We start from the raw sequence: 21,884 nt of genomic DNA on the forward strand, positions 1-21,884 counted from the left end.
AGGACGCGGACCCCCGCGATCCCGGCCACGTGGTTCCCGCGCCCCGGACCCCGCCACGTGACAAAAGTGCGGGCTCGAGGCACGTCCGCCACACCCAGGACCCCACCACGTGACAAAAGTGCGGGCCCGACGCACCGAGCGCGCGGGTCAGGGCGTCGGCACCACCCAGCGCTGCTGGTACGGCTCGAGCGTGAACTCCCACCACAGGTCGTCACCCGTGATCGCGTCGTGCAGCCCCGACAGCGGCCCGAACCGGTCGAAGCCGTGCAGCGACAGGTGCTGGGGGGCCGCCGTGAGGTTGGCGAGCGCCAGCACGTGCCCCCGCGGGCCGGTCCGCAGCAGCGCGAACACACCGTCGTTGCCGAGCGAGAGCGCCTCGGTCGAGGTCTGGGCGTGCAGCTGCGGCAGCGCCTGGCGCGCCCGGACGAGCCGCTGCAGCCCGCCGAAGACCCGCCCCTCCACGGTCGCCGGGTCGTGCCGCCGCTCGGCCGCGACCCAGTCCATCGGCGGCCGGTGGATCCACCGGTTGTCCTCGGCGAGAGCGGGATCCGCGAGGTAGGAGTGGTCGTTGAGCAGCCCGATCTCGTCGCCCATGTAGATCAGGGGGACGCCGCCGAGGACCAGCACGAGCCCCTGCATCAGCAGGATGCGTCGTATGGCGAGATCGACCGCCGTCTCGTCGCCCTCCGCCTGGGCTCGCTCCAGCCCGCACAACGACGCGAGCGTGCCCGAGATCCGGCGGTCGCGGGTGACCGGGTTCTCCTGAAAGACCTCGCCCACCGCCCACGAGCCGGGGTGCGCGCCGGAGTAGAAGTCGGACAGGAAGGACCGGTGCCAGAAGCCGTCGAGACCCACGGCGGCGGCGTTGTCGTCGGTGATCGCCCACCCGATGTCGTCGTGCAGGCGGGCGTAGGTCAGCCAGGCCACGCTCGGCGGGATCTGGGGCATGGCCCGCAGAGTGTGCGTGAGCAGCCGGGCGTCCCCCTCGGCGAGGGCCGACCACAGGGCGACCATGTAGACGTTGTGGTAGGCGAGCTCGCACTCCTTGGCCGTGGCGGCGCCCTGGCCGAGGTACGGGACGAGATCCTCCGGCGACACGATGGCCTCGGCGAGGAGGATGACGCCGGGCATGGCGAGCCGCGTGAGCGCTCGGAAGGCCTGCAGGATCAGGTGCGCCTCGGGCTGGTTCTGGCAGGTCGTGCCGAGCCGCTTCCACAGGAACGCCACCGCGTCCAGGCGGACGACCTCGACGCCCGCGTTGCCGAGGTAGCAGATGACGTCGAGCATCTCCTCGAGCACGCGGGGGTTCGCGTAGTTCAGGTCCCACTGGTAGTCGTTGAAGGTCGTCCAGACCCACTGCCGGATCTCGGGGACCCAGGTGAAGTTGCCGGGCGCGAAGTCGGGGAAGACCTCGGGCAGCGATGCCTCCCACCGGTCCGGCTGCTCGCGGTCGGGGTAGAAGAAGTAGTAGTCGCGGTAGGCCAGGTCCTCGGGCGTCGCGCCGGTCACGGCGCGCCGCGCCCACTCGTGCTCGCGCGCGGTGTGGTTGCAGACCAGGTCCACGACGAGCGAGACGCCGCGCCCCCGCAGGGTGGTGGCGAGCGCACGGAGCTCGTCCATCGAGCCGAGACGGGGGTCGGTCGCGCGGTAGTCGCTGACGGCATACCCCCCGTCGTTGGCACCCTCCCGGGGCTCGAGCACCGGCATCAGGTGCAGGTAGCCGACCCCGAGCTCGGCGAGGTAGTCCAGCCGGCCGGGCAGGGTCGCGAAGGACCCGCTGAACCGGTCGGTGTAGCAGACGTAGCCGACGAGCTCGGAGCGCTGGAACCAGTCGGGCTGGGACAGGCGGCGCTCGTCGAGCACGCGCAGCTCCTGCGAGCGCGTGGCGTAGGCGCGGGCGGCCACGGTCACGAGCCGCTCGAGCACCTGGCCGAGGTCGTGCCCGTGGCCGTCCTCGCCGTACAGCTCGGCGACCGGTCGCAGCACATCCGCCCACAACGCCTCCAGGCGCACGTCGTAGATCTGTTGCTCGAGCGGGCTCAGGTCGAGCCACTCGGGCAGGTCGTGGTGGGCGCGGGGGATGGCTGGCACGTGAACTCCGGGTGGCGGACGGTCGAGCAGGGGACCAAGGGGCATCGTTCCACGTGGAGGCGGGTGGCGCACCAGGGGTCCGGGTCGGGGATGATGGGCGGGTGAGTGCGACGGAGCATCGTGAGATCGAGCGCAAGTACGACGTCGAGGCGGGGGCGGCGCTGCCCTCGCTCGTCACCCTGCCGGGCGTGGACCAGGTCGAGCTGCGGCCACCGGTCGAGCTCGACGCGATCTATCTCGACACCGACGACCTGGCGCTGGCGCGGGCCCGCATCACGCTGCGCCGCCGCACCGGGGGCGGCGACGAGGGCTGGCACCTCAAGCTGCCGGCGCGCAAGGACGTGCGCCGCGAGCTGCACGCCCCGCTCGTCGAGACGGACCTGTCCCTCCTCGAGGTCCCCGCCGAGCTGCTCCCCCACGTCCTGGCCCACACCCGGGGACGAGCCCTCACCCCGGTCGTGCGGCTCACCAACCAGAGGGTGACGACCGAGCTGTATGCCGGGGACGAGGCGCGGACCCTTCTGGCCGAGGTGTGCTCCGACACCGTCACCGCCACGCCCCTGCGCCCCGGCGTCGACCCGTCCGCCTGGAGCGAGTGGGAGGTCGAGCTCGTCGACGGGCCCGTGCCGCTGCTCGACGCGGTGGAGCGCGTCCTGCTGGCCGCCGGCGCTCGACCCGCCGCAGGCCCCTCCAAGCTGGCCCGCGCCCTCGGCCCCCTCGCCCCGTCGCCGCCGGCCGTGCACACCGTCCCCAAGAAGCCCACCGCCGGCCAGGTCATGATGGCGGCCCTGCAGACCACCGTCGAGCGGCTCAAGGCCGAGGACGCTGGTGCCCGCACCGGCGCGCCTGACGCCGTCCACCAGATGCGGGTCGCGACCAGGCGGCTGCGCACGCTGCTGTCGACATACGGCCCCCTGCTCGACGACGAGCTGACCACCCACCTGCGCACCGAGCTCAAGGTGCTGGCCGACACCCTCGGCGGCGCCCGCGACGCCGAGGTGCTGCGCGAACGGCTGCTCGCCCTCGTCGAGACGCAGCCGTCCCAGGCGGTGCTCGGCCCGGTCGCCGACCGTATCGACACCGAGCTCGGCAAGGACTATGACCGGGCCATGACCCGGCTGCGGCGAGGGCTGGAGCACGAGCGCTACTACGCCCTGCTCGACGCCCTGGACAGGCTCGTCATGACGCCCCCGACCACGCCCCTCGCCGACGACCCGGCCCGCCTGGTCGTGCCCCGGCTGCTCGGTCGCGACTGGCGCCGGATGCGACGCGCCGTCCGTCAGGCCTCGGCGATCGACGACCCGGCCCGCGCCGAGACCGCACTGCACGAGGTGCGCAAGGCCGCCAAGCGGCTGCGCTACGCCGCGGAGTCGAGCACCGTCGTGCTCGGGCTGCGCGGCAAGCAGCTCGGCAAGTCCAGCGAGAACCTCGCCGAGGTGCTCGGCGAGCACCAGGACAGCGCGATCACCCAGGAGGCGCTGCGCGACCTCGGCCTGCGCGCCCAGCGTCACGGCGAGAACGCCTTCACGTACGGCCGCCTGCAGGGCATCGAGGAGGCGCTGCAGGGCGAGCTCGCGTCCAAGGACTACCGCAAGGCGGTCGGCAAGGTCGCCAAGCGCCGCCTCAAGGGCTGGAAGCAGGTCTAGCGGCCGTGCTGACCGCGATCCCGGCGGCCCTGCTCGTCGGGGCGCTGGCCGGGCTGCTGATCGGTGTCGTCATGGGCGCCCTCGGGGGCGGCGGCGCGGTGCTGCTCGTGCCCGCCCTCGTCCTCGGCCTCGGGATCGACGCGGTGCCGGCCACCACGATGTGCCTGGTCGTCGTGGGTCTCGCCTCGCTCGTGTCGGCCTGGTCCTCCGGTCGCCGGGGGCTCGTCGATGCCCGTATGGCGGGGGCCTTCGTCCTGTGCGGCGTGCTCGGCTCGGCCCTCGGGACCCGGCTGTCCCACCTGGTCGACGAGGAACTGCTGCTCGCGATGTTCGGCGGGCTGCTGCTCGTCATCGCCGTGCTGATGGTGCGGCGGGGGCGGGACGCGGGCGCCTCCGACGCAGGGGTTCCGGTGCACCGGGGGCAGCCCGACGTGCCGGTGGACGGCCTGGCCGGCGGCGCGGTCGACGGCCTGGCCGGCGGAGCGGCCGGGTCGCACCGGGTGGCTCACCGCACCCGGTGGGGCCCGCTCGTGGGCGCCGCGACCGGGGTGAGCCTGCTGACCGGGTTATTCGGCGTCGGAGGGGGATTCGCGATCGTGCCGGCGCTGACGCTGCTGCGCGTGCCGATGCGCGTGGCGGTGGGCACGTCCCTGCTCGTCATCGCCGGTAACTGCCTCACGTCGCTGGTGTGGCGGTGGCCCACCCTGGCGCGGCTGGACTGGCCGCTGACCACCGCGCTGACGGTCTCGATGGTCGTGGGCGGCCTGATCGGCGCTCGGGTCGGTCGCCACGTGCCCCCACCCCGGCTGCAGCTGGCGTTCGGCATACTCCTCGTGCTCGTCGCCGCCGTGACGCTGCTGCAGACCCTGCGCGGCTGACCCGGGGCTGGTGGCCGGCGCGGAGCGGCTGGGTGGTAGGACTGGAGACACCAGCCTCAGGAGGAGCCGCCATGTCCGAGCACCGCCGCACCGTCACCGTCCACGCGCCCGCCGACGTGACCTTCGGGTACCTGCGGGACCCGCGGCACCTGCCGGACTTCATGCCGCGGATGCGTCGCGTGGAGCCGCACGACGACGGCACCGTGACGGTCACCGCCGTCGTGACCCCCGACGGCACGCGCGAGCTGGAGGTGCAGGGCACCGCCTGGCTGGAGGTCGACCAGGAGGCGCGGGCGATGCGCTGGGGGTCGGAGCGGCACAGCTACCGCGGGTCGCTGACCGTCGGGGGCGACGTCGCGCGCGACGTCGAGCGCGCCACGGAGTCGACGGTCGAGATCAGCCTCAGCACCGAGCACGGCGACCCTGCCACCATCGACGCCGGCCTGGACCGGGCGCTCGAGGCGATCGCCGCGCGCATCGAGGCGCTCGCCTGACGTCCGCCGCGCGGCGGCGGGTGGTCTCGGGCCGGCTCGGCTACTCGGGGTAGCCCTCGAGCGGCAGCTGGCCCGCGGCGGCCCGGGCCTGCTCCTCGCGTTCCTCCTCGGTGGGCGGCAGGGGCAGGTGCACCGCCCGCAAGGTCGCATTGGCGAAGGCCACGATCGGCACGGCGAACAACGCCCCGGCCACGCCCGCCACCGACGTGCCGGCCAGCACGGCCAGGGCCACCCCGAGCGGGTGCACCTCGACGTTGCGGCTCATGATCAGCGGCTGCAAGAGGTGGGCCTCCAGCTGCACGAGGACGACGATCGTGATGGCGACGACCAGGGCCGCCGCAGGGCCGTGCTCGATGAGGCTGACCATGATGCAGAAGATCCCGGTCACCGTCATGCCGATCAGCGGGATGAACGACCCGACGAAGATCAGGACCGACAGGGCCAGGGCCATCGGCACGTCGAGGACGTGCAGGACGACGTAGATCGTGGTCGCGTGCAGCGTCGCGATGATGGTCACGCCCCGCATGTAGCCGCCGAGGGTGTGCCAGCCGACCCGACCCACCTGGTCGATGCGGCGGCGCGAACCCATCGGCAGCAGCCCGAGCACCCAGCGCCAGATGACCTCGCCGTCGCGCAGGAGAAAGAAGGTGCTGAGCAGGAGCAGCAGACCGCCCGCGATGACGTGCGACAGGGTCGAGAGCGTGGTGATCGCGCCGGTGACGAGGGTGCCCTGGTTCTTGGAGATGGTGTCCGAGAGCTCCTGGAAGTACTTCGCGACCTGGGAGTCGCTCAGGTGCAACGGACCCTCTCGCAGCCAGCGGCTCGCGTCGTCGAGGAAGTGCGTGAACTGCTCCGACATACGAGGCGCGTTGGCCGAGATCTGCAGGGCGACGAAGGTGCCGATCGCCCCGATCACCGCGATGCCGAGCAGCAGCGCGAGGAACGCCGCCAGGGAGTGCGGCACGTGGCCCCCGCGGTGCAGCCGCCGCTGGACGGGGCCGAGGACCGCCGTGAGCAGCAGCGCGACGACGAACGGGATCGTGACGATGGGGACGGCCGCCAACGCCTGGGCCACGAGGTAGACGGCAGCCACGATGAGCAGCAGGCGCCAGCTCCAGGCCGCCGCCACCCGCACCCCGCGAGGGACCGGGTCGGACTCGGGCCGGGTGGGCTCGGGCATGGTGACGTGCACGGTCGTGGGCCCCGGTGTGGTCTGCGGGGACGACGTGGTGCTCCCCCACTGCGAAGGGGGCGGCGCGTCCAGCCGCGCCCGGACGGTGCGCGTGACGGAGCCCACCGCTCCCCTCAGCCGACTGCCCCCGACGGTGGTGCGGCCGGGCCGTGGCCCGCGGTCGGCTCCGGCTCCGGCTCCGCCGCCAGCGTCGCGCGGCTGCGCGTCGTCGTGCTCCATGTGTGTCCTCTCGTCCCCCGCCTGGCGTTCCGCCAGCCATTGTGCCCGGCCCAGCCTGGGAGCCCCCTGCCGGACCTACCGGGGGCCGGATCATCGACCTGGCGAACGAAGGCCGGTCGATGCCCCCACCCCCGGCGGGATCATCGACCTGGCGAACGAAGCCCGGTCGATGCCCCTACCCCCGGCGGGATCATCGACCTGGGGGACGAAGGCCGGTCGATGCCCTTACCCCCGGTAGGGCTAGAAGCGGGCGGCGCGGCGCAGCGGCTTGGGCCGGCCGTCCGGGTCGTGCAGCACCTCGTAGACCACGCGCGCCCACGCCTGGGTGAACCGCGACTGCTCCACCGGGGGGATGCTGCGCAGCCGTCCGGGAGGTCGCTGTCCGACGCGCCCGCCGTCGTGCCAGTCGTCGAGGCGGCGGGCGCAGTCGGCATACGCGGCGAACATCCCCTCGGCGGTGAGGCAGTCCGCCATCACGCGGGCGATCTCGGCGTCTGCGGCGCCCGGCGGCAGCTCCCGGCCCAGGTGCTCCGCCGCGAGCCGCAGCCGCAGTCGGCGGGCATAGGCGTTGTGGTCCTCCCCCTCGTCGTCCCAGACCACCGCCGACAGCTCGGAGTCGTGGGTCCATGAGCGCCGGTTGAAGTTGTCGGACCCGATCGTGGCCCAACGGTCGTCCATCACGCAGACCTTGGCGTGGACGTACACCGGTGTGCCGGCGAGGTTCTCGATCCCATAGAGCGCGAACCGGTCGCCGCCGGCCTCCTCGATCAGCCGCACCGCCTGGTCGCGGCCGTAGAGCTGCGGCGTCCGGGACAGTGGGCTGCTCTGGTCGGGCACCTGCGGCAGGACCGCGATGACGTGCAGGTCGGGGCTCGTCTGCAGCGTCTCGATGAACTGCTCGGCGACGTCCTTGGACCAGAGGTACTGGTCCTCGATGTAGATCAGGTGCTCCGCGCGCTCCAGCGCCTTGGAGTAGCCCCGCGCCACGCTCCGCTCGCCGCCGCGGGCGTACGGGTAGTCCCTGCCGTGCCGCAGGTTGGGATAGGTCCGCAACAGCTGCACGTGGTGGGTCGCGCCGGGGATCGCGGGCGGCGGGGGCGTCTGGTCCGGCAGCGGGTCCGGGTCGGTGTCGTCGCCGCGCAGCTTGTCGGCCAGCTTGCGGATCGGGCTGCGGGACAACGGGGTCGGGTCGTTCCACCGCTCGCGAAAGACCGTCTCGACGTCGTGGACCGCGGGTCCCTCCAGACGCACCTGCACGTCGTGCCAGGGCGGGCTGTCACCGAACTCCTCGGCCATGTCCTGCGCCTGGGGGTCCCCGTGGTGGTCGTGGTCGTCGCGCCGCGAGTGGCACAGGTCGATGCCGCCGACATAGGCGACGTCGCGGCCAGGGTCGTCGCGGTGCCGGATGACGATGAACTTCTGGTGGTGGCTGCCGCCGGTGCGCACCCGCATGTCGAGCAACACCTCGGCCCCGGCGCTCTGCAGCTGCTCGCCGAACCGTCTGTTCTCGGCGCCGGAGAACGCGAGCCTGTCCCAGTGCGAGCGCCACACGAGTCCCCGCACGTCCACCCCGCGCCGGGCCGCACGCGCCAGCACCGCGACGATCGCGGAGTTGGGGTCGTCCGCGACGAGGCGTTCGTCGGGGTCGCCGCGCCAGTCGGTGAACCACAGCAGGTCCCCGGGCCCGGTCGCCTCGATCCGTGGGTAGAGGTCCGCGAAGTAGGTCCGCCCGTGGATCAACGGCGTCGCCACGTTGCCGTCGCTCCAGGCCTGGTCACCGGGGTGCCGGTCGTCGATCGTGGTCCGCGGGTTGGCGCGCTCGGACCGGGTGATCAACCATTCACGGATCGACATGGTCCCCATCCTGGCGCGTATGACGCCCTGCGGGCCACCAACGGCCGGATCCTCACCGCGTCCGCATCACCCCGCCGCGATCAGGGCCACCGCCACCGCGCAGGCGACCAGGCCCGCGACCTGGTCGCGCGAGGCACGCTCGCCGAGCAGCCCCATCGCGAGGAGCACCGTGAACGCCGGGTAGAGGGACGCGACCACGGGGACGACCGTCAGCTGCCCGCCGCCGGCGTTGCCGGCCAGGAAATAGGTGAGCGACCCGAGGCACCCCGTCACCCCGACGACCCACGCGGGCAATGCCTCCCGCACCGACCCTGCCGGGCGCTTCCGCGCCACGATCGCCCACATCGCCACCAGCGAGGCCAGCTGGCAGACGGCGACGGGCCAGGACCCGGATCCCGGCCCGGCCTGCGCCAGCGCGATGAAGAACACCGCGAAGCCCACCCCGGCCAGCAGCCCGTCGCGCACCCCGGCCCGTCCCGCGGTGGCCGGCGCGGTCGGCGTACGGCCCTGGTCCGGCCGGTCCGGCTCGACGAGGTGGGTCTCGCCGGGAGCCGAGCCCGGATCGCTCTCGCCGGCGGCGACCGCCCACACGGCGGGCAGGGCGAGCAGGATCCCGATGCCGGCCAGCAGGCTGGGTCGCTCGCCGAGGGCGACGCCGAGGACGACCGGGAGCCCGGCCGCGCACACGGCCGACAGCGGACCCGCGACGTGCATCGACCCGGAGGCCAGGCCGCGCGTCAGCATGAGGGTGCCGGAGCAGTGCCCGGTGGCGGCGACGGCGCCCCAGAGGAGGGCGTCGTGCGTGAGCGGTTGGCGCTGGGCGAGGGCGACCAGGGTGATCCCGGCGGCGGAGAAGGTCTGCGCCACCGCGCCCACGATCAGGAAGTGCCGGCGTCGCGACTGCACCCCGGACAGGAAGTCGGAGACGCCGTAGAGCACGGCCGACGCGAGGGCGAGGGGGATGGCGAGCACCCCTCGAACCTACCGTGAGGTCATACGCGGAAGGGGATGCCCGTCAGCTCCTCGCAGAGCTGCCACAGCTGGGCAGCCTTGCGGCGGTCGTGGGAGGCCGCCGTCGAGCCGACGGTGCGCGGGTGCCCGTGCGCCTCCATGAACCCGTCCGGCCCGACGAACGACCCACCCGGCAGGTCGTCGACCGTCGCGGCGTACAACGAGGGCAGCGCCCCCATCGCAGCGGGCTGCGCCACCGTGCTCACCTTGTTGAGCTGCAGCATCACCCGGTCGGGCCAGGCGGACCCGGTGCGTCCCTGCAGGTTGGTGGACGAGTAGCCCGGGTGCGCCGCCATCGAGCGCAGCGGCGAGCGAGCACCCGTCAGCCGCCGCTGCAGCTCGTACGCCAGCATCAGGTCGGCGAGCTTGCTCTGCCCGTAGGCGACCCACGGGTTGTAGCGCCGCCGCTCGAAGCTGGGGTCCGCCAGGTCGATCCGGCCCATGCGGTGCATCAGCGAGGACAGCCACACCACGCGATCCGTCAGGCGCGGCAGCAGCTGAGCGGTCAGCGCGAAGTGCCCCAGCACGTTGGTGCCGAGCTGCGTCTCGAAGCCGTCCTCGGTGCGCGAGAACGGCACGGCCATCAGCCCGGCGTTGTTGATCAGCGTCTCGATGCGCCAGTCGTCGACACCCTCGGCGAACTCGCGCACCGAGGCCAGCGAGGCCAGGTCGAGGCGTCGCACCTCGGCCCCGCCGGGCCCGCTCAGGTCCAGGGAGGCGCGGGCCGCCTCGCCCTTGTCGGTGTCGCGGCAGGCCATGACGACATACGCGCCCTTGTCGACGAGCGCTCGCGTGGTCGCGAGGCCGAGCCCGGAGTTGGCTCCGGTGACGACGAAGACGCGGCCGGTCTGGTCGGGGATGTCCTTGGCGGTCCAGGTGCTCATGGCACCAGTGTGGCTCAGAGGGCCATCTGACCGCGCGCGACCTCCTTGACGATGCCGCCGAGCGAGACCTGGCCGTCGGCGTCGATGTCGAGGAGGATCATCGAGGGGCGCTCGATGTCCTCGCCCTGGTAGACGCGGTAGTGCTGGTCGCGCTCGCCCCGGGACACGAGGACCTCGCCGAGCCGGCCGGCGCCGGACGCCGTCGCCGCGACCTCGAGGACGCCGCCCTGCGGTCCGTAGAACATGCGGGAGGCGACGTCGCCGTCCTCGCGCCAGGCCCAGACGTAGATCTGGGGCTCGACGTGCAGCAACATGGCGTACTGGTGCAGGAGACGGGCGTCGATCTTGGACTCGCGCACGTCCTGGGCGGTCGCGAGCTGGAGCACGATGGTCGACCGGGTGAAGGTGACCTTGACGGTGGGATCGACGATCGCGGGGATCTTGCGGCCCACGAGCCCGGCCAGGAAGCGCTTCTCCGTGCGGATCTCCTCGATGACCGAGCTGCGGCCGAGCATCGTCCACCGGTCGCCGGAGTCGATCACGTGGATCAGCTGCTTCCTGCCGGCGAGGTAGACGTCGCCCTCGCCGCCGTCCAGCTCTCGCACGACGTGCGCGGTCGCCATGGACGCGCTGCCGGCGAAGCCCGAGGCGCCCTCGGGCTGGAAGAAGCGGACCGTGGCGTGCCCCTCGTCGTCCTTGCCGGTGATGAACGAGCACTCGGTCCCGAGCTGCCGAGCGGTGCGCTTCATGGTCTCCTCGTCGAGACCGCCGGCGTCGGTGAACACGGCCACCGCGTTGCCGGAGAACAGGTCGTCCGGCGTGGTGAACACGTTGAGGATTCGGTAGTCGGAAGGCATGGGCTCAGGGTATCGGCCCTGCCCGCGCACGTCCTCGGGAGCCCGGGACGAGCCGTTGTGAGACGGGTCGCACCCCCTTCGCCCCCTGTCCCGTGGTCCACAATCGACGGTATGACGGATCAGAGCCGACCCCTCGCGCCCCAGCCCGACGACCTCACCGGACCGGCGGCGGTCGCTGCCGTCGCGGACGAGGCCGTCGAGGTGGCCCGACGCTGGGAGCGCGCCACCGCCGAGGGCGCGACCCGGTCCGAGCGCGCCACGTCCGACCAGCTGGGCGCCCTGCTGCGCGACGAGACGGGTCTGGACCTGGCGGTGACCTTCGTCGACGAGGTGGCCCGGCCCGAGGATCCCTATGTCGCGGCCAAGGTGCTCTCCACGCTCACGGCCGGGGACGCCGGTGCCTTCCTCGGCCGGGTCGACCGCTCGTTGCTGGGCCTCGGCGCCAAGGTCGCCCGGCTCGCCCCTCCCGTGGTCGTGCCGATCGCCCGCGCTCGGCTGCGCCAGATCGTCGGCCACCTGGTGGTGGACGCCGACGACCCGGCGCTCGCCCGGCACCTCGCCAAGGCCCGCGCCGAGGGCTTCCGGCTCAACGTCAACCTGCTCGGCGAGGCCGTGCTCGGCGAGCACGAGGCCGCGAGCCGGGCCGAGCGCACCCGCCAGATCCTCGCCCGCCCCGACGTCGACTACGTCTCGATCAAGGTGTCCTCCTTGGTCAGCCAGATCTCGACGTGGGACAGCGAGGGCACCGTCGACCGGGTCCTGGACCGCCTGCGCCCGCTCTACCGCACCGCCGTCGCCAAGACTCCGCACGCCTTCGTCAACCTCGACATGGAGGAGTACAAGGACCTCGACCTGACCATGGCGGTCTTCGAGCGGCTGCTGGCCGAGGAGGAGTTCCACGACCTCGAGGCCGGCATCGTCCTGCAGGCCTATCTCCCCGACGCGCTGCCTGCCCTGGAGCGCATGCTCGACCTCGCCCGCCGCCGCCGGGCCGCAGGGCACGCCGGCATCAAGGTCCGCGTCGTCAAGGGCGCCAACCTCGCCATGGAGCAGGTCGAGGCCGAGCTGCACGACTGGGAGCAGGCGCCCTACACCACCAAGGAGGACGTCGACGCCAACTACCTGGCGTTCGTCGAGCGCGCGCTGCGCCCCGACGCCACCGAGGTCATGCGCCTCGGCGTCGCCTCGCACAACCTCTTCGACACCGCCGTCGCCTACCTCCTCGCCCAGCGGCGCGGGTGCCTGGACGCGCTGGACATCGAGATGCTGCAAGGGATGGCGCCCAGCCAGGCTCGCGCGGTCAAGGCCGCCGTGGGGTCGGTCCTGCTCTACACCCCCGTGGTCGCGCCCAAGGACTTCGACGTCGCGGTCAGCTATCTGATCCGGCGCCTCGAGGAGAACGCCCAGAAGCAGAACTTCCTGCACGCAATGTTCTCCGCCGACGGGGACGGCACGGGAGCCTCGCCGAAGGGCCGGCCCGGCGCCGCCGACCGACCGCACGACGCGATGGCCGACCAGGAGCGACGTTTCCGCGAGTCGGTCGCCGCCATGGCGACCACGCCCGTCGGCCCGCGCCGCTCCGCCGAGCGCGCCCGCATCGGGGACCGCTTCGCCAACACCCCCGACTCCGACCCGTCGCTGCCCGCGACCCGTGCCTGGGCCCGGGACGCCCTCGCCGCCGACCCGCACACCTGCACCTCGCCGGTCCTGTCGACCCCGGACGAGGTCGACGCGGTGGTCGCCCGCGCGGTGGCGGCGGCCCCGGGATGGGCCGGGCGGTCGGCATACGACCGGGCGCAGGTGCTGCGCGACGCCGCCCGCGCGCTGGAGGCCCGGCGCGGCGAGCTGATCACGATCATGGCGGCCGAGGGCGGCAAGACCGTCGCCGAGGCCGACCCGGAGATCTCCGAGGCCATCGACTTCGCGCGCTACTACGCCGAGCGCGGGCTGGAGCTCAGGACCGGCGCGAGCGCGCACACCGACGGGTCGCGCTTCACCCCCGACCGGGTCGTGCTGGTCACCCCGCCGTGGAACTTCCCCGTCGCCATCCCCATCGGCGGCGTGCTGGCCGCCCTGGCAGCCGGAGCGGCGGTCGTCATCAAGCCCGCGCACCCCACCCCGGGCTGCGTGGAGGTGGCCGCCGAGGCGCTGTGGGAGGCCGGCGTCCCCCGCGAGGTGCTGCAGGTGGTCCGCACCGACGAGCGCGAGGCCGGCCGCGCCCTGGTCTCGCACCGGGAGGTCGACACCGTGATCCTCACCGGGGCCTCCGAGACGGCCCGCATGTTCGCCGGGTGGCGCACCGAGCACCCCGCCGGGCCCCGCGTCTACGGCGAGACCTCCGGCAAGAACGCCCTGGTCGTGACCCCCGCCGCGGACCTCGACCTCGCCGCCGCCGACCTGGTCCGCAGCGCTTTCGGCCACGCCGGCCAGAAGTGCTCGGCCGCGTCCCTCGGCATCCTCGTCGGCTCGGTGGCGCGGTCGGAGCGCTTCCGGCGCCAGCTCGTCGACGCCGTGCGCTCGCTGCGCGTCGGCTGGCCGCACGACCTCGGCACCACCATGGGCCCGATCATCGAGGTGCCCGAGGACAAGCTGCGCCGAGCGCTCACGACGCTGGAGCCCGGCGAGTCCTGGCTGGTCGAGCCCGAGCAGCTCGACGACTCGGGTCGCCTCTGGTCGCCCGGTCTCAAGGAGGGCGTCCGGCCCGGCTCGTTCTTCCACCTCACCGAGGTGTTCGGCCCGGTCCTCGGTCTGATGACCGCCCGGACGCTCGAGGAGGCGGTCGAGCTGCAGAACGCCACGGCCTTCGGCCTCACCGGCGGGCTGCACAGCCTCGACCCCGACGAGATCGCCTGGTGGACCGAGCACGTCGACGTGGGCAACGCCTATGTCAACCGCCACATCACCGGCGCGATCGTGCAGCGGCAGAGCTTCGGCGGGTGGAAGGACTCCGTGGTCGGCCCCGGCGCCAAGGCCGGCGGTCCCAACTACGTGGCCCTGCTCGGCTCGTGGAGCGAGGACGGGCTGCCGCAGCACGGGGCCGAGCCCTCGCCCCGCGTGCGCCGGCTGGTGGGCCGGCTCGCGCCGCTGGTCGTGGGCGCCGGTGGCGCGGGCGACGCCGGTGACCTGGAGCAGGCCCGCACCTGGCTCGACGCGGCCCTGCGCTCGGACGCGCAGGCGTGGCGCTCCGAGCTCGGCGTGGAGGTCGACGAGACGGGGCTGTCGGTGGAGGCCAACCTCTTCCGCTACCGCCCGCACCCCGAGGTGACCGTCCGGCTCGAGCCCGGCGCCCGCCCGGTCGAGCTGGTCCGCCTGCTGGCGGCCGCCGAGCTCGCCGGGTCGGCCGTGCGCATCAGCGCCGACCCCCAGGCCGCCGGCCCGCTGGAGGCACTGCGCACCGGCGACGGCGAGGCGCGCCAGGCCGCCGACGACCTGGGCGAGCTGCTCACCATCGAGGACCGACCGACCTTCGTCGAGCGGCTGCGGGGGAGCCAGCCGTCGGCGCGGGTGCGCGCGGTCGGGCAGGACGGCGAGGTCGCGGAGCTGGTCCACGCCCTCGCGGGATCCCCCGTCACGGTGCTCGCCGACCCGGTGCTGGCCAACGGTCGCCGTGAGCTGCTGACCTTCCTGCGCGAGCAGGCGATCAGCCGCACCCTGCACCGGTACGGTCACGTGGCGCCGGACCTCGCCCGATGACGGTCCGCCGCTCCCCGGCCCCCCCGCACCAGCCCGACCCCGCACACGGGGGAGGGCCAGGCGCAGGAGCCGGTCGTGGGGGTCGCGCCTGGGCGAGGGCTTGGTCCTGTCCGTCACCTTCCTGATCTTTCGGCTGGTGATGGGCTGGCTCGGGCTGTTCGAGCGCGAGCCGTTCCTGGCGAGCGCCTCGGCGGCGCTGCTGCTCGGCGGGTTCTGGGTCGTGGTCGACCTGGCGTGGGACGTCTGGCGGCGCCGGCGGGAGGAGCGCCGGTGACGCGGTCGTCCCGTCGTCCGGGCGCTCACCGTCGCTGAGCCGACCGCCGAGGCGCGACCCGCCGCAGGACGACGTCCGCGATCGCGGCCGCGCGCTCGACCGGCAGCCCGTGCCGGGCACCGCGCAGCACCACCAGCTCGGCCCCGGGTATGCGGCGGGCGAGCAGCTCGCCGTTGCCCAGCGGGTTGACGCGATCGGCATCCCCGTGGACCACGACGGTGGGCGCGGCGATGCGGGGCAGCGAGTCCCACGCGTCGTGGCCGTGGGAGGCGCGATAGTGCAGGCCCCGCTGCGCCGATCGGGTCGTGGTCGCCGCGTCGGCGGACTCGGCGAGCTCGTGGTGCGCCCCGAGCCAGGCGGGGGTGTAGCTCAGCAGGGCCATCTCCATCGGGTCGCACCGCGCGATGGTGGCGTCGACGTCGTCCGCCCGCGGGACCCCGTGCCGGTCCCCCGGCGAGGTGCACAGCAGGGTCAGGCTCGCGACGCGCTCGGGGTGCCGGATCGCGAGCCACTGCGCGATGCGCCCACCCATGGAGTGGCCGACCACGTGCGCCCGCCCCACGCCCAGCCGCTCCAGCACCCAGGCCGCGTCGTCCGCGAAGGATCCCGTGGTCGGCGGGTCCCTCCGGTCCATGTCGTCGCTGTCACCGGTGCCGCGCTGGTCGATCGCGATGGTCTCGACGTCGCCCTCGAGCACCCCGCGCGCCGCCAGCTCGGCGACCAGCACGTCGTAGAGCCGGTGGTCCTGGCTCATGCCCGGCAGCAGCAGCACCGGCGCGCCGCCCTCGACGCCGGACCGCCACACCGCCAGGCGCGAGCCGTCGGCCAGCTCGACCACGTCCTTCGGCATACGGCCCCGTCCTCCCTGGCGACCCGCGAGTGAACGCATGGCGACCGACGACGGCCGCTCCGCCAACCTAGCGCCCGGTGACGAGCGTGGTCGGCTCGGCGTCGGGCTGGGCGCGCACGGTCACGCGCCCGGAGTCCATCTGCCAGACCAGCTCGTGCGGGGCCCCGGTGCCCTTGACGGTCACGCCCTCGCTGGCCCAGCCGACGATCTCGCCCTGCCACTCCTCGGGCACGATGTAGGACGCGCGCGTGCCCGGCTGACCGACGCGGTAGGCCTCGAGCCGCTCGCCGCCGTCGTCGTGGATCGCCACGACGACGAAGCGGCCGTTGGGGCTGGTCGCGAAGCTGTGGGCCGAGCCGTTGCCCGCCGAGGCGAGCACGATGGCCGACCCGTCGCTCGCCACGCTGAGGAGCCGCGCCTGGTTGGGCGGTGCCGAGTCGGTCGTCGAGTCGTGGGACCCCACGAGAGCGACATAGCGGTCCCCGACGCGGGTGCCGGCGATCTTGACGCGGGCGCCGGTGGGGAACGCCACAGGACCGAAGGGGGTGTCGAAGCTCTCGCCCGACGCGGTCCCGCCCGTCGCGGTCGGCGTGCTCACCGGGGTCGGTGTGCTCGCCGGGGTCGGTGTGCTCGCCGGGCTCGACGTCGACGTGGCCGATGGGACGTCCGTCGGCGACGCCGACGTGGAGCGGGGGGCAGACGGCTCGTCGGAGGTAGCCCCCGGAGTGCTGGTGCGGGGGCTCGGCCCCCCGCCGGACCGGGTGCTGCTGGGCGCGGGCGTCGGGTCGGCGGGCTCCGTCGTGACCTGCGACGTCGGGGGTGTCGCAGGCACGACCTTGTCCTCGGGGTCCTGACCGTCCGAGAGCCGCGGCACGAGGACCGCCGCCCCCACCACCAGCGCGAGCGTCGTGCCCGCACCGGCCATCGCGGTCACGCGACGGCGGCGACGCACGACCTTGCCGCGCTCCACGACCCACTCACCGAGGTCGGGCGAGGGCCGCACGTCGTGGGCGTGCCCCTCCAACGCCCGCCTCACCAGGCGTCCGAGATCGTCATCCCGCATGACCCAACCCCCTCTCCCACACCTCGTCACGGGCAGGCACGACCTTGCGCAGGTTGGCCAGGCCACGTGAGATCTGGCTCTTCACCGTGCCCAGGGAGCACCCCATGACGTCTGCTATCTCCGCCTCCGGGAGGTCCTCGTAGAACCGGAGCACGAGCGCCGTGCGCTGACGCGACCCGAGCGTCTGCAGCAACGCCCACATCCCGTCCCGCTCGTCGATGTCGTGCCGGTCGTCGACGGCCTGGTCCGGTGTCGTCTCCGTTGCGTACTCACGCCGCCCGACCTTGCGCCACACCGAGATGTTGGTGCGCGTCATGGCCGTGCGGGTGTAGGCATCGACGGACCTGTGGTCCGCGATCTTGTGCCACGACAGGTAGACCTTGACCAGAGTGCTCTGGAGCAGGTCCTCCGCCGCGGCGTGATCACCCGTCAGCAGGTACGCGTAGCGGAGCAACGGTCCGGAGCGTGCTGCCACGAAGGCAGTGAACTCCTCGTCGCGCTCGTCCATGGGGCTCCATCCCTCCCCAAGAGGTGCTGACACCCGAAGGACGCGGGCGCCGCTCCTCAGGTTGCACACCATGGTCACGATCTGCCAACCGTTCCCCTACCTAGGCCGATAGGGGGAGAACGCGTCGGAGTCGGGGGCTACTCTCCCCTCCATGAGCACCGCCGCCAGCGCCCCCTCGGGCGACCGCCGTCCCCTCGTGGTGATGGAGCAGGTCAACAAGCACTTCGGGGACCTGCACGTCCTCCGCGACATCGACCTGACGGTCCACGAGGGTGAGGTCGTCGTCCTGATCGGCCCCTCGGGGTCGGGCAAGTCGACCCTGTGCCGCACGATCAACCGGCTCGAGACCATCGAGTCCGGCTCCATCTCCATCGACGGCCGCCCCCTCCCCGAGGAGGGCAAGGCCCTCGCCCAGCTGCGGTCCGACGTGGGCATGGTCTTCCAGTCGTTCAACCTCTTCGCCCACAAGACGATCCTCGACAACGTCACCCTCGGCCCGACCAAGGTGCGCGGGGTCGGCCGCAAGGACGCCGAGGCTCGGGCCCGCCAGCTCCTGGACCGGGTCGGCGTCGGGCACCAGGCCGACAAGTACCCCGCCCAGCTGTCCGGCGGCCAGCAGCAGCGCGTCGCGATCGCCCGGTCCCTGGCCATGGACCCCAAGGTCATGCTCTTCGACGAGCCGACGTCGGCCCTGGACCCCGAGATGATCAACGAGGTCCTCGACGTCATGACCCAGCTGGCCCGCTCCGGCATGACCATGATCGTCGTCACCCACGAGATGGGCTTCGCCCGCAAGGCCGCGGACCGTGTCGTGTTCATGTCCGACGGGCAGATCGTCGAGCAGGCCACCCCCGAGCAGTTCTTCACCAACCCCCAGTCGGATCGCGCCAAGGACTTCCTCGGCAAGATCCTCACCCACTGAGCCGGCCCGCCGGCCACCACCCGAGGAGATCTCATGACGATCCGTCGCACCACCACCGCCGCGGCAGCCATCGCGCTCGCCGCCACCTCCCTCGCCGCCTGCGGCAGCTCCGGCGACCAGGCCGGCTCCGGCTCGTCCGGCTCCGGCGCCTCCTCCGGCGCCGGCGGGGGGACCGTCAAGGTCGGCATCAAGTTCGACCAGCCCGGCCTCGGCCTCAAGCAGGGCTCGACCTACTCCGGCTTCGACGTGGACCTGGCGACCTACATCGCCAAGGAGATGGGCAAGACCCCCGAGTTCGTCGAGGCCGTCAGCGCCCAGCGCGAGGCCATGCTGCAGGCCGGCAAGGTGTCCTACATCGTCGGCACCTACTCGATCACCGACAAGCGCAAGCAGAAGGTCGACTTCGCCGGCCCCTACTTCGTGGCCGGCCAGGACCTGCTCGTCCGGGCGGACGACACCACGATCACCGGCCCCGACGCTCTCTCCGGCAAGAAGCTCTGCTCGGTCAAGGGCTCCACCTCGGCCACCAAGATCAAGGACCAGTACCCCAACGTCCAGCTCCAGGAGTACGACACCTACTCCAAGTGCGTGGAGGCCCTGTCCAGCGGCTCCATCGACGCGCTGAGCACGGACAACACGATCCTCGCGGGCTACGCCGGCCAGTCGCAGTACCAAGGCAAGCTCAAGGTCGTCGGCAAGACCTTCAGCACCGAGAACTACGGCGTCGGCATCAAGAAGGGCGACACCGCCACCTGCCAGAAGGTCACCGACGCGATCACCAAGTACATCTCGTCCGGCGAGTGGCAGAAGTCGATCGACAAGAACCTCGGCACCGGCGGCTTCAAGGTCGACACCAGCAAGAACCCCCCGAAGCCCGCGGCCTGCGCCTGACCTCGGGCTCGCGCCCTCCCCGCCGCACCCTCCACGCGGCGGGGAGGCGCCTCGCACGGTGAGCCCGTATGCCGGGGCGCCCCGGCATACGGGCTCACCGCACCCCCGCCGCCCCCCACCCCCAAGGAGTCCGGATGCAAGAGCTCTTCAGCGAGTTCGACATCCTCGGCGCGTTCTGGATGACCATCAAGCTGACGGTCATGTCCGGCATCGGCGCCCTCGTCATCGGGACGATCCTCGCGATCTTCCGCCTGTCCCCCGTCCCGATGCTGCGCTTCCTCGGATCGCTGTACGTCAACGTCGTCCGCAACACCCCGCTGACGCTGATCGTCGTCTTCTGCTCGCTCGGGCTCGTCGCGCAGCTCAACCTGCGCCTCGCCAGCGCCCAGTCGCCGACCTTCATCAGGGACAACAACGTCAGGTTCGCGGTGGCGGCGCTGTCGATCTACACCGCGGCGTTCGTGTGCGAGGCGCTGCGGTCGGGCGTCAACACCGTGCCCGTCGGCCAGGCGGAGGCGGCCCGTTCCCTCGGCCTGGGCTTCCGCCAGACGCTGACCCAGGTCGTGCTGCCGCAGGCCTTCCGCGCCGCGTTGGTGCCGCTCGGCAACACGCTCATCGCCCTGACCAAGAACACCACGGTCGTGTCCGTCATCGGCGTCGCCGAGATCTCCTACCTGCAGGCCCAGGTCATCGAGGACCGGCCCGACGCGATCATGGCCTTCTTCGTGATCGTCGCGCTGGGCTTCGTGATCCTCACGCTGCCGATGGGGCTGTTCTTCACCCGTCTCGCCACCCGCCTGGAGGTCAAGCGATGAGCTCGGACGCATCCGTCCTGTTCGACGCCCCCGGTCCGCGGACCCGCCGCAACCAGCGCGTCGTCGCCGGGATCCTCCTGCTGGTCGCCGTCGCGATCGGGGTCTGGGTCCTGATGCAGCTCGGCGCCAAGGGCCAGCTCGAGGCCGCCAAGTGGCGCCCGCTGCTGTGGACGGACGTCTGGTCGGAGTACCTCCTGCCCGGCATCCTCGGCACGCTGCGCGCCGCCGCCATCTCGATCGCGGCCGCGTCGGTGATCGGTCTGCTGCTGGGTGTCGGGCGCCTGTCGGGGATGGCCCCCGTCCGTTGGCTGTGCGGGGCGGTCGTGGAGGTCTTTCGTGCGATCCCGGTGCTCGTGATGATGCTCGGGTCGTACGCCCTCTACGTCAACCGCGGGATGTTCCCCGGCTACGAGTCCCTCGCGGGCGTGGTCACCGGGCTCACGCTCTACAACGGCTCCGTCATCGCCGAGCTGGTCCGCTCCGGCGTCAACAACCTCCCCAAGGGCCAGGCCGAGGCGGGGCTTTCGATCGGCCTGCGCCCCGGCCAGGTGATGCGCTCCGTGCAGCTCCCCCAGGCCCTCACCGCCATGCTCCCGTCGCTGGTCAGCCAGCTGGTCGTGGTGCTCAAGGACACGGCGCTGGGCTACGTCATCCTCTACGAGGAGCTGTTGCGCAAGGCCGACCAGATCGGCTCCTGGCAGGGCAACGTCGTGCCGGCGCTGATCTTCGTGGCGGTCCTCTACATCGTGATGAACTACGCCCTCACCACGCTGGCCGGCCTCATCGAGCGCCGGATGCGTCGCCGCGGTCACACGGCGGCGCTCCCGGCCACGCCGAGCGCCGCCGAGGGTCAGCCGGCCGCTCCCTAGCCCTCCCACCCCCGCCGACTGGTCACTTCCCGGCGCGCGACGCCGTCGGGAAGTGACCAGTCGGCGAGGGGGGTGGTGGGGGCCGTGACCGGCACGATGCACCAGGGCAGCAGGTGCTGCACGATCGGCCCGATGCCCACGGCATACAGCACGGTCCCGAGGCCCACGCCGCCGCCGAGCAGCCAGCCGACGGCGAGGACGGTGACCTCCAAAGAGGTGCGCACGAGCCGCAGCGACAGGCCCGTGCGGTGCGCGATGCCGGTCATCAGGCCGTCCCGCGGGCCAGGCCCGAGCTGCGCCCCGATGTAGAGCGCGCCTGCCAGCCCGTTGAGCACGATCCCGGCCACGAGGAGAACCGCGCGCACCCACAGGGACGACGGCGCGACGAGCCAGCTCAGCGTCCAGTCGGTGGCGACGCCGATCCAGACCGCGTTGGCCACCGTGCCGAGACCCGGCCACTGCCGCAGCGGTATCCACGCCAGCAGCACGGCCACGCCCACGACGATGACGGTGACCCCGATCGACATCGGCAGGTGCAGGGCAACCCCGACGTGGAAGACGTCCCACGGGTCCAGGCCGAGGGCTGCGCGGATGATCATGCTCATCGACACGCCGTAGAGCGTGAGCCCCACCATCAGCTGCGTGATCCGTCGCGGCAGGCGGCCGGCACGCAGCTGCTGCACCGGGGTCATCGGCTGGAGGGTGCGGGTGGGGCGCGTCATACGACCATCATCACCGACGACTGGATTGGTCGGACATGGCCACTGGAGCGTTGGCGGACCGTATGCCGCCCCGCCGCCTCTCGGTGCCCGTGACCACCTGCACACCCTCGTGACCGCGGCCCTGCCCGGCTGGGAGGCCCAGGTGCCCCGC

At 72.7% G+C, this 21,884-nt stretch carries 19 protein-coding genes; 9 read left to right on the forward strand and 10 right to left on the reverse strand.

Annotation, left to right across the window (positions count from 1 at the left end):
• Window positions 1-147 precede the first annotated feature (147 nt).
• The gene (locus ACF3NS_RS02065; RefSeq protein ID WP_392467498.1) at window positions 148-2,091 is read right to left on the reverse strand and encodes an amylosucrase; all 1,944 of its coding nucleotides are present in this window, start codon (window positions 2,089-2,091) and stop codon (window positions 148-150) included.
• Window positions 2,092-2,192: 101 nt separating this feature from the next.
• On the opposite strand from ACF3NS_RS02065, the gene ACF3NS_RS02070 reads away from it, so the two are divergent.
• The 3 genes from ACF3NS_RS02070 to ACF3NS_RS02080 all read left to right on the forward strand — a co-directional run bounded on the left by ACF3NS_RS02070 (window position 2,193) and on the right by ACF3NS_RS02080 (window position 5,109).
• The gene (locus ACF3NS_RS02070; protein ID WP_392467499.1) at window positions 2,193-3,737 is read left to right on the forward strand and encodes a CHAD domain-containing protein; all 1,545 of its coding nucleotides are present in this window, start codon (window positions 2,193-2,195) and stop codon (window positions 3,735-3,737) included.
• A 5-nt stretch (window positions 3,738-3,742) separates the two neighbouring features.
• A complete protein-coding gene (locus tag ACF3NS_RS02075) occupies window positions 3,743-4,615 on the forward strand; it encodes a sulfite exporter TauE/SafE family protein (RefSeq protein ID WP_392467501.1) in 873 nt (290 codons plus the stop codon).
• A 71-nt stretch (window positions 4,616-4,686) separates the two neighbouring features.
• A complete protein-coding gene (locus tag ACF3NS_RS02080; protein WP_288799296.1) occupies window positions 4,687-5,109 on the forward strand; it encodes a hypothetical protein in 423 nt (140 codons plus the stop codon).
• Window positions 5,110-5,149: 40 nt separating this feature from the next.
• Here ACF3NS_RS02080 and ACF3NS_RS02085 read toward each other — a convergent pair whose 3' ends face one another.
• From ACF3NS_RS02085 to ACF3NS_RS02105, 5 genes are all read right to left on the reverse strand, one after another.
• Window positions 5,150-6,289: an AI-2E family transporter gene (locus tag ACF3NS_RS02085; RefSeq protein ID WP_392467502.1), complete on the reverse strand. Its 1,140-nt coding sequence runs from the start codon at window positions 6,287-6,289 to the stop codon at window positions 5,150-5,152.
• A gap of 471 nt (window positions 6,290-6,760) precedes the next feature.
• Window positions 6,761-8,374 (reverse strand): phospholipase D family protein, encoded by a 1,614-nt coding sequence (locus tag ACF3NS_RS02090; protein WP_392467503.1) that lies wholly within the window; start codon window positions 8,372-8,374, stop codon window positions 6,761-6,763.
• Window positions 8,375-8,440: 66 nt separating this feature from the next.
• Window positions 8,441-9,346 (reverse strand): EamA family transporter, encoded by a 906-nt coding sequence (locus ACF3NS_RS02095; RefSeq protein WP_288799155.1) that lies wholly within the window; start codon window positions 9,344-9,346, stop codon window positions 8,441-8,443.
• A gap of 20 nt (window positions 9,347-9,366) precedes the next feature.
• Window positions 9,367-10,269, reverse strand: coding sequence for an oxidoreductase (locus ACF3NS_RS02100; RefSeq protein WP_392467505.1), 903 nt, complete (start codon window positions 10,267-10,269; stop codon window positions 9,367-9,369).
• Between the two features lie 14 nt (window positions 10,270-10,283).
• Window positions 10,284-11,126, reverse strand: coding sequence for a PhzF family phenazine biosynthesis protein (locus ACF3NS_RS02105; protein WP_288799157.1), 843 nt, complete (start codon window positions 11,124-11,126; stop codon window positions 10,284-10,286).
• 111 nt (window positions 11,127-11,237) lie between these two features.
• On the opposite strand from ACF3NS_RS02105, the gene ACF3NS_RS02110 reads away from it, so the two are divergent.
• Together ACF3NS_RS02110 and ACF3NS_RS02115 are read left to right on the forward strand one after the other, a co-directional pair.
• On the forward strand, window positions 11,238-14,819 hold the full coding sequence (locus ACF3NS_RS02110) for a proline dehydrogenase family protein (protein WP_392467507.1): 3,582 nt from the start codon (window positions 11,238-11,240) through the stop codon (window positions 14,817-14,819).
• 100 nt (window positions 14,820-14,919) lie between these two features.
• Window positions 14,920-15,093 (forward strand): hypothetical protein, encoded by a 174-nt coding sequence (locus ACF3NS_RS02115; protein ID WP_288799159.1) that lies wholly within the window; start codon window positions 14,920-14,922, stop codon window positions 15,091-15,093.
• Between the two features lie 25 nt (window positions 15,094-15,118).
• Here the strand turns inward: ACF3NS_RS02115 and ACF3NS_RS02120 are convergent, their stop codons facing one another.
• The 3 genes from ACF3NS_RS02120 to ACF3NS_RS02130 all read right to left on the reverse strand — a co-directional run bounded on the left by ACF3NS_RS02120 (window position 15,119) and on the right by ACF3NS_RS02130 (window position 17,514).
• Window positions 15,119-15,943 (reverse strand): alpha/beta fold hydrolase, encoded by an 825-nt coding sequence (locus ACF3NS_RS02120; protein ID WP_392467509.1) that lies wholly within the window; start codon window positions 15,941-15,943, stop codon window positions 15,119-15,121.
• A 67-nt stretch (window positions 15,944-16,010) separates the two neighbouring features.
• On the reverse strand, window positions 16,011-17,006 hold the full coding sequence (locus ACF3NS_RS02125) for a hypothetical protein (protein ID WP_392467510.1): 996 nt from the start codon (window positions 17,004-17,006) through the stop codon (window positions 16,011-16,013).
• The gene (locus ACF3NS_RS02130) at window positions 16,996-17,514 is read right to left on the reverse strand and encodes a SigE family RNA polymerase sigma factor (RefSeq protein ID WP_154592040.1); all 519 of its coding nucleotides are present in this window, start codon (window positions 17,512-17,514) and stop codon (window positions 16,996-16,998) included. The genes ACF3NS_RS02125 and ACF3NS_RS02130 overlap by 11 nt, the downstream gene beginning before the upstream one ends.
• A gap of 202 nt (window positions 17,515-17,716) precedes the next feature.
• Between ACF3NS_RS02130 and ACF3NS_RS02135 the strand changes: the two genes are divergently transcribed.
• From ACF3NS_RS02135 to ACF3NS_RS02150, 4 genes are all read left to right on the forward strand, one after another.
• Window positions 17,717-18,436 (forward strand): amino acid ABC transporter ATP-binding protein, encoded by a 720-nt coding sequence (locus tag ACF3NS_RS02135; protein WP_392469051.1) that lies wholly within the window; start codon window positions 17,717-17,719, stop codon window positions 18,434-18,436.
• 33 nt (window positions 18,437-18,469) lie between these two features.
• Entirely contained in the window at window positions 18,470-19,327 is an 858-nt protein-coding gene (locus ACF3NS_RS02140) for a glutamate ABC transporter substrate-binding protein (RefSeq protein ID WP_154592038.1), read from the forward strand.
• Window positions 19,328-19,461: 134 nt separating this feature from the next.
• Entirely contained in the window at window positions 19,462-20,142 is a 681-nt protein-coding gene (locus ACF3NS_RS02145) for an amino acid ABC transporter permease (protein ID WP_392467513.1), read from the forward strand.
• Window positions 20,139-21,011, forward strand: a complete 873-nt coding sequence (locus ACF3NS_RS02150) for an amino acid ABC transporter permease (protein WP_392467514.1) — start codon at window positions 20,139-20,141, stop codon at window positions 21,009-21,011. Before ACF3NS_RS02145 ends, ACF3NS_RS02150 begins: the two co-directional genes overlap by 4 nt.
• Here ACF3NS_RS02150 and ACF3NS_RS02155 read toward each other — a convergent pair.
• Complete coding sequence (locus ACF3NS_RS02155) at window positions 21,008-21,733, reverse strand: YitT family protein (protein ID WP_392467516.1); 726 nt, start codon at window positions 21,731-21,733, stop codon at window positions 21,008-21,010. The genes ACF3NS_RS02150 and ACF3NS_RS02155 overlap by 4 nt on opposite strands.
• Between the last annotated feature and the right edge of the window lie 151 nt (window positions 21,734-21,884).

It is taken from the genome of Arsenicicoccus cauae (assembly GCF_043162025.1).
Lineage (GTDB): Bacteria > Actinomycetota > Actinomycetes > Actinomycetales > Dermatophilaceae > Arsenicicoccus > Arsenicicoccus cauae.

Bases quoted from the DNA above. Each gene is read 5' to 3' on its own strand.
- ACF3NS_RS02110 (WP_392467507.1), top strand. From the start codon at position 11,238: ATGACGGATCAGAGCCGACCCCTCGCGCCCCAGCCCGACGACCTCACC.
- ACF3NS_RS02105 (WP_288799157.1), bottom strand. From the start codon at position 11,126: ATGCCTTCCGACTACCGAATCCTCAACGTGTTCACCACGCCGGACGAC.
- ACF3NS_RS02125 (WP_392467510.1), bottom strand. From the start codon at position 17,006: ATGCGGGATGACGATCTCGGACGCCTGGTGAGGCGGGCGTTGGAGGGG.
- ACF3NS_RS02150 (WP_392467514.1), top strand. From the start codon at position 20,139: ATGAGCTCGGACGCATCCGTCCTGTTCGACGCCCCCGGTCCGCGGACC.
- ACF3NS_RS02080 (WP_288799296.1), top strand. From the start codon at position 4,687: ATGTCCGAGCACCGCCGCACCGTCACCGTCCACGCGCCCGCCGACGTG.
- ACF3NS_RS02130 (WP_154592040.1), bottom strand. From the start codon at position 17,514: ATGGACGAGCGCGACGAGGAGTTCACTGCCTTCGTGGCAGCACGCTCC.
- ACF3NS_RS02090 (WP_392467503.1), bottom strand. From the start codon at position 8,374: ATGTCGATCCGTGAATGGTTGATCACCCGGTCCGAGCGCGCCAACCCG.
- ACF3NS_RS02135 (WP_392469051.1), top strand. From the start codon at position 17,717: ATGGAGCAGGTCAACAAGCACTTCGGGGACCTGCACGTCCTCCGCGAC.
- ACF3NS_RS02145 (WP_392467513.1), top strand. From the start codon at position 19,462: ATGCAAGAGCTCTTCAGCGAGTTCGACATCCTCGGCGCGTTCTGGATG.
- ACF3NS_RS02140 (WP_154592038.1), top strand. From the start codon at position 18,470: ATGACGATCCGTCGCACCACCACCGCCGCGGCAGCCATCGCGCTCGCC.
- ACF3NS_RS02100 (WP_392467505.1), bottom strand. From the start codon at position 10,269: ATGAGCACCTGGACCGCCAAGGACATCCCCGACCAGACCGGCCGCGTC.
- ACF3NS_RS02120 (WP_392467509.1), bottom strand. From the start codon at position 15,943: ATGCCGAAGGACGTGGTCGAGCTGGCCGACGGCTCGCGCCTGGCGGTG.
- ACF3NS_RS02085 (WP_392467502.1), bottom strand. From the start codon at position 6,289: ATGCCCGAGCCCACCCGGCCCGAGTCCGACCCGGTCCCTCGCGGGGTG.
- ACF3NS_RS02155 (WP_392467516.1), bottom strand. From the start codon at position 21,733: ATGACGCGCCCCACCCGCACCCTCCAGCCGATGACCCCGGTGCAGCAG.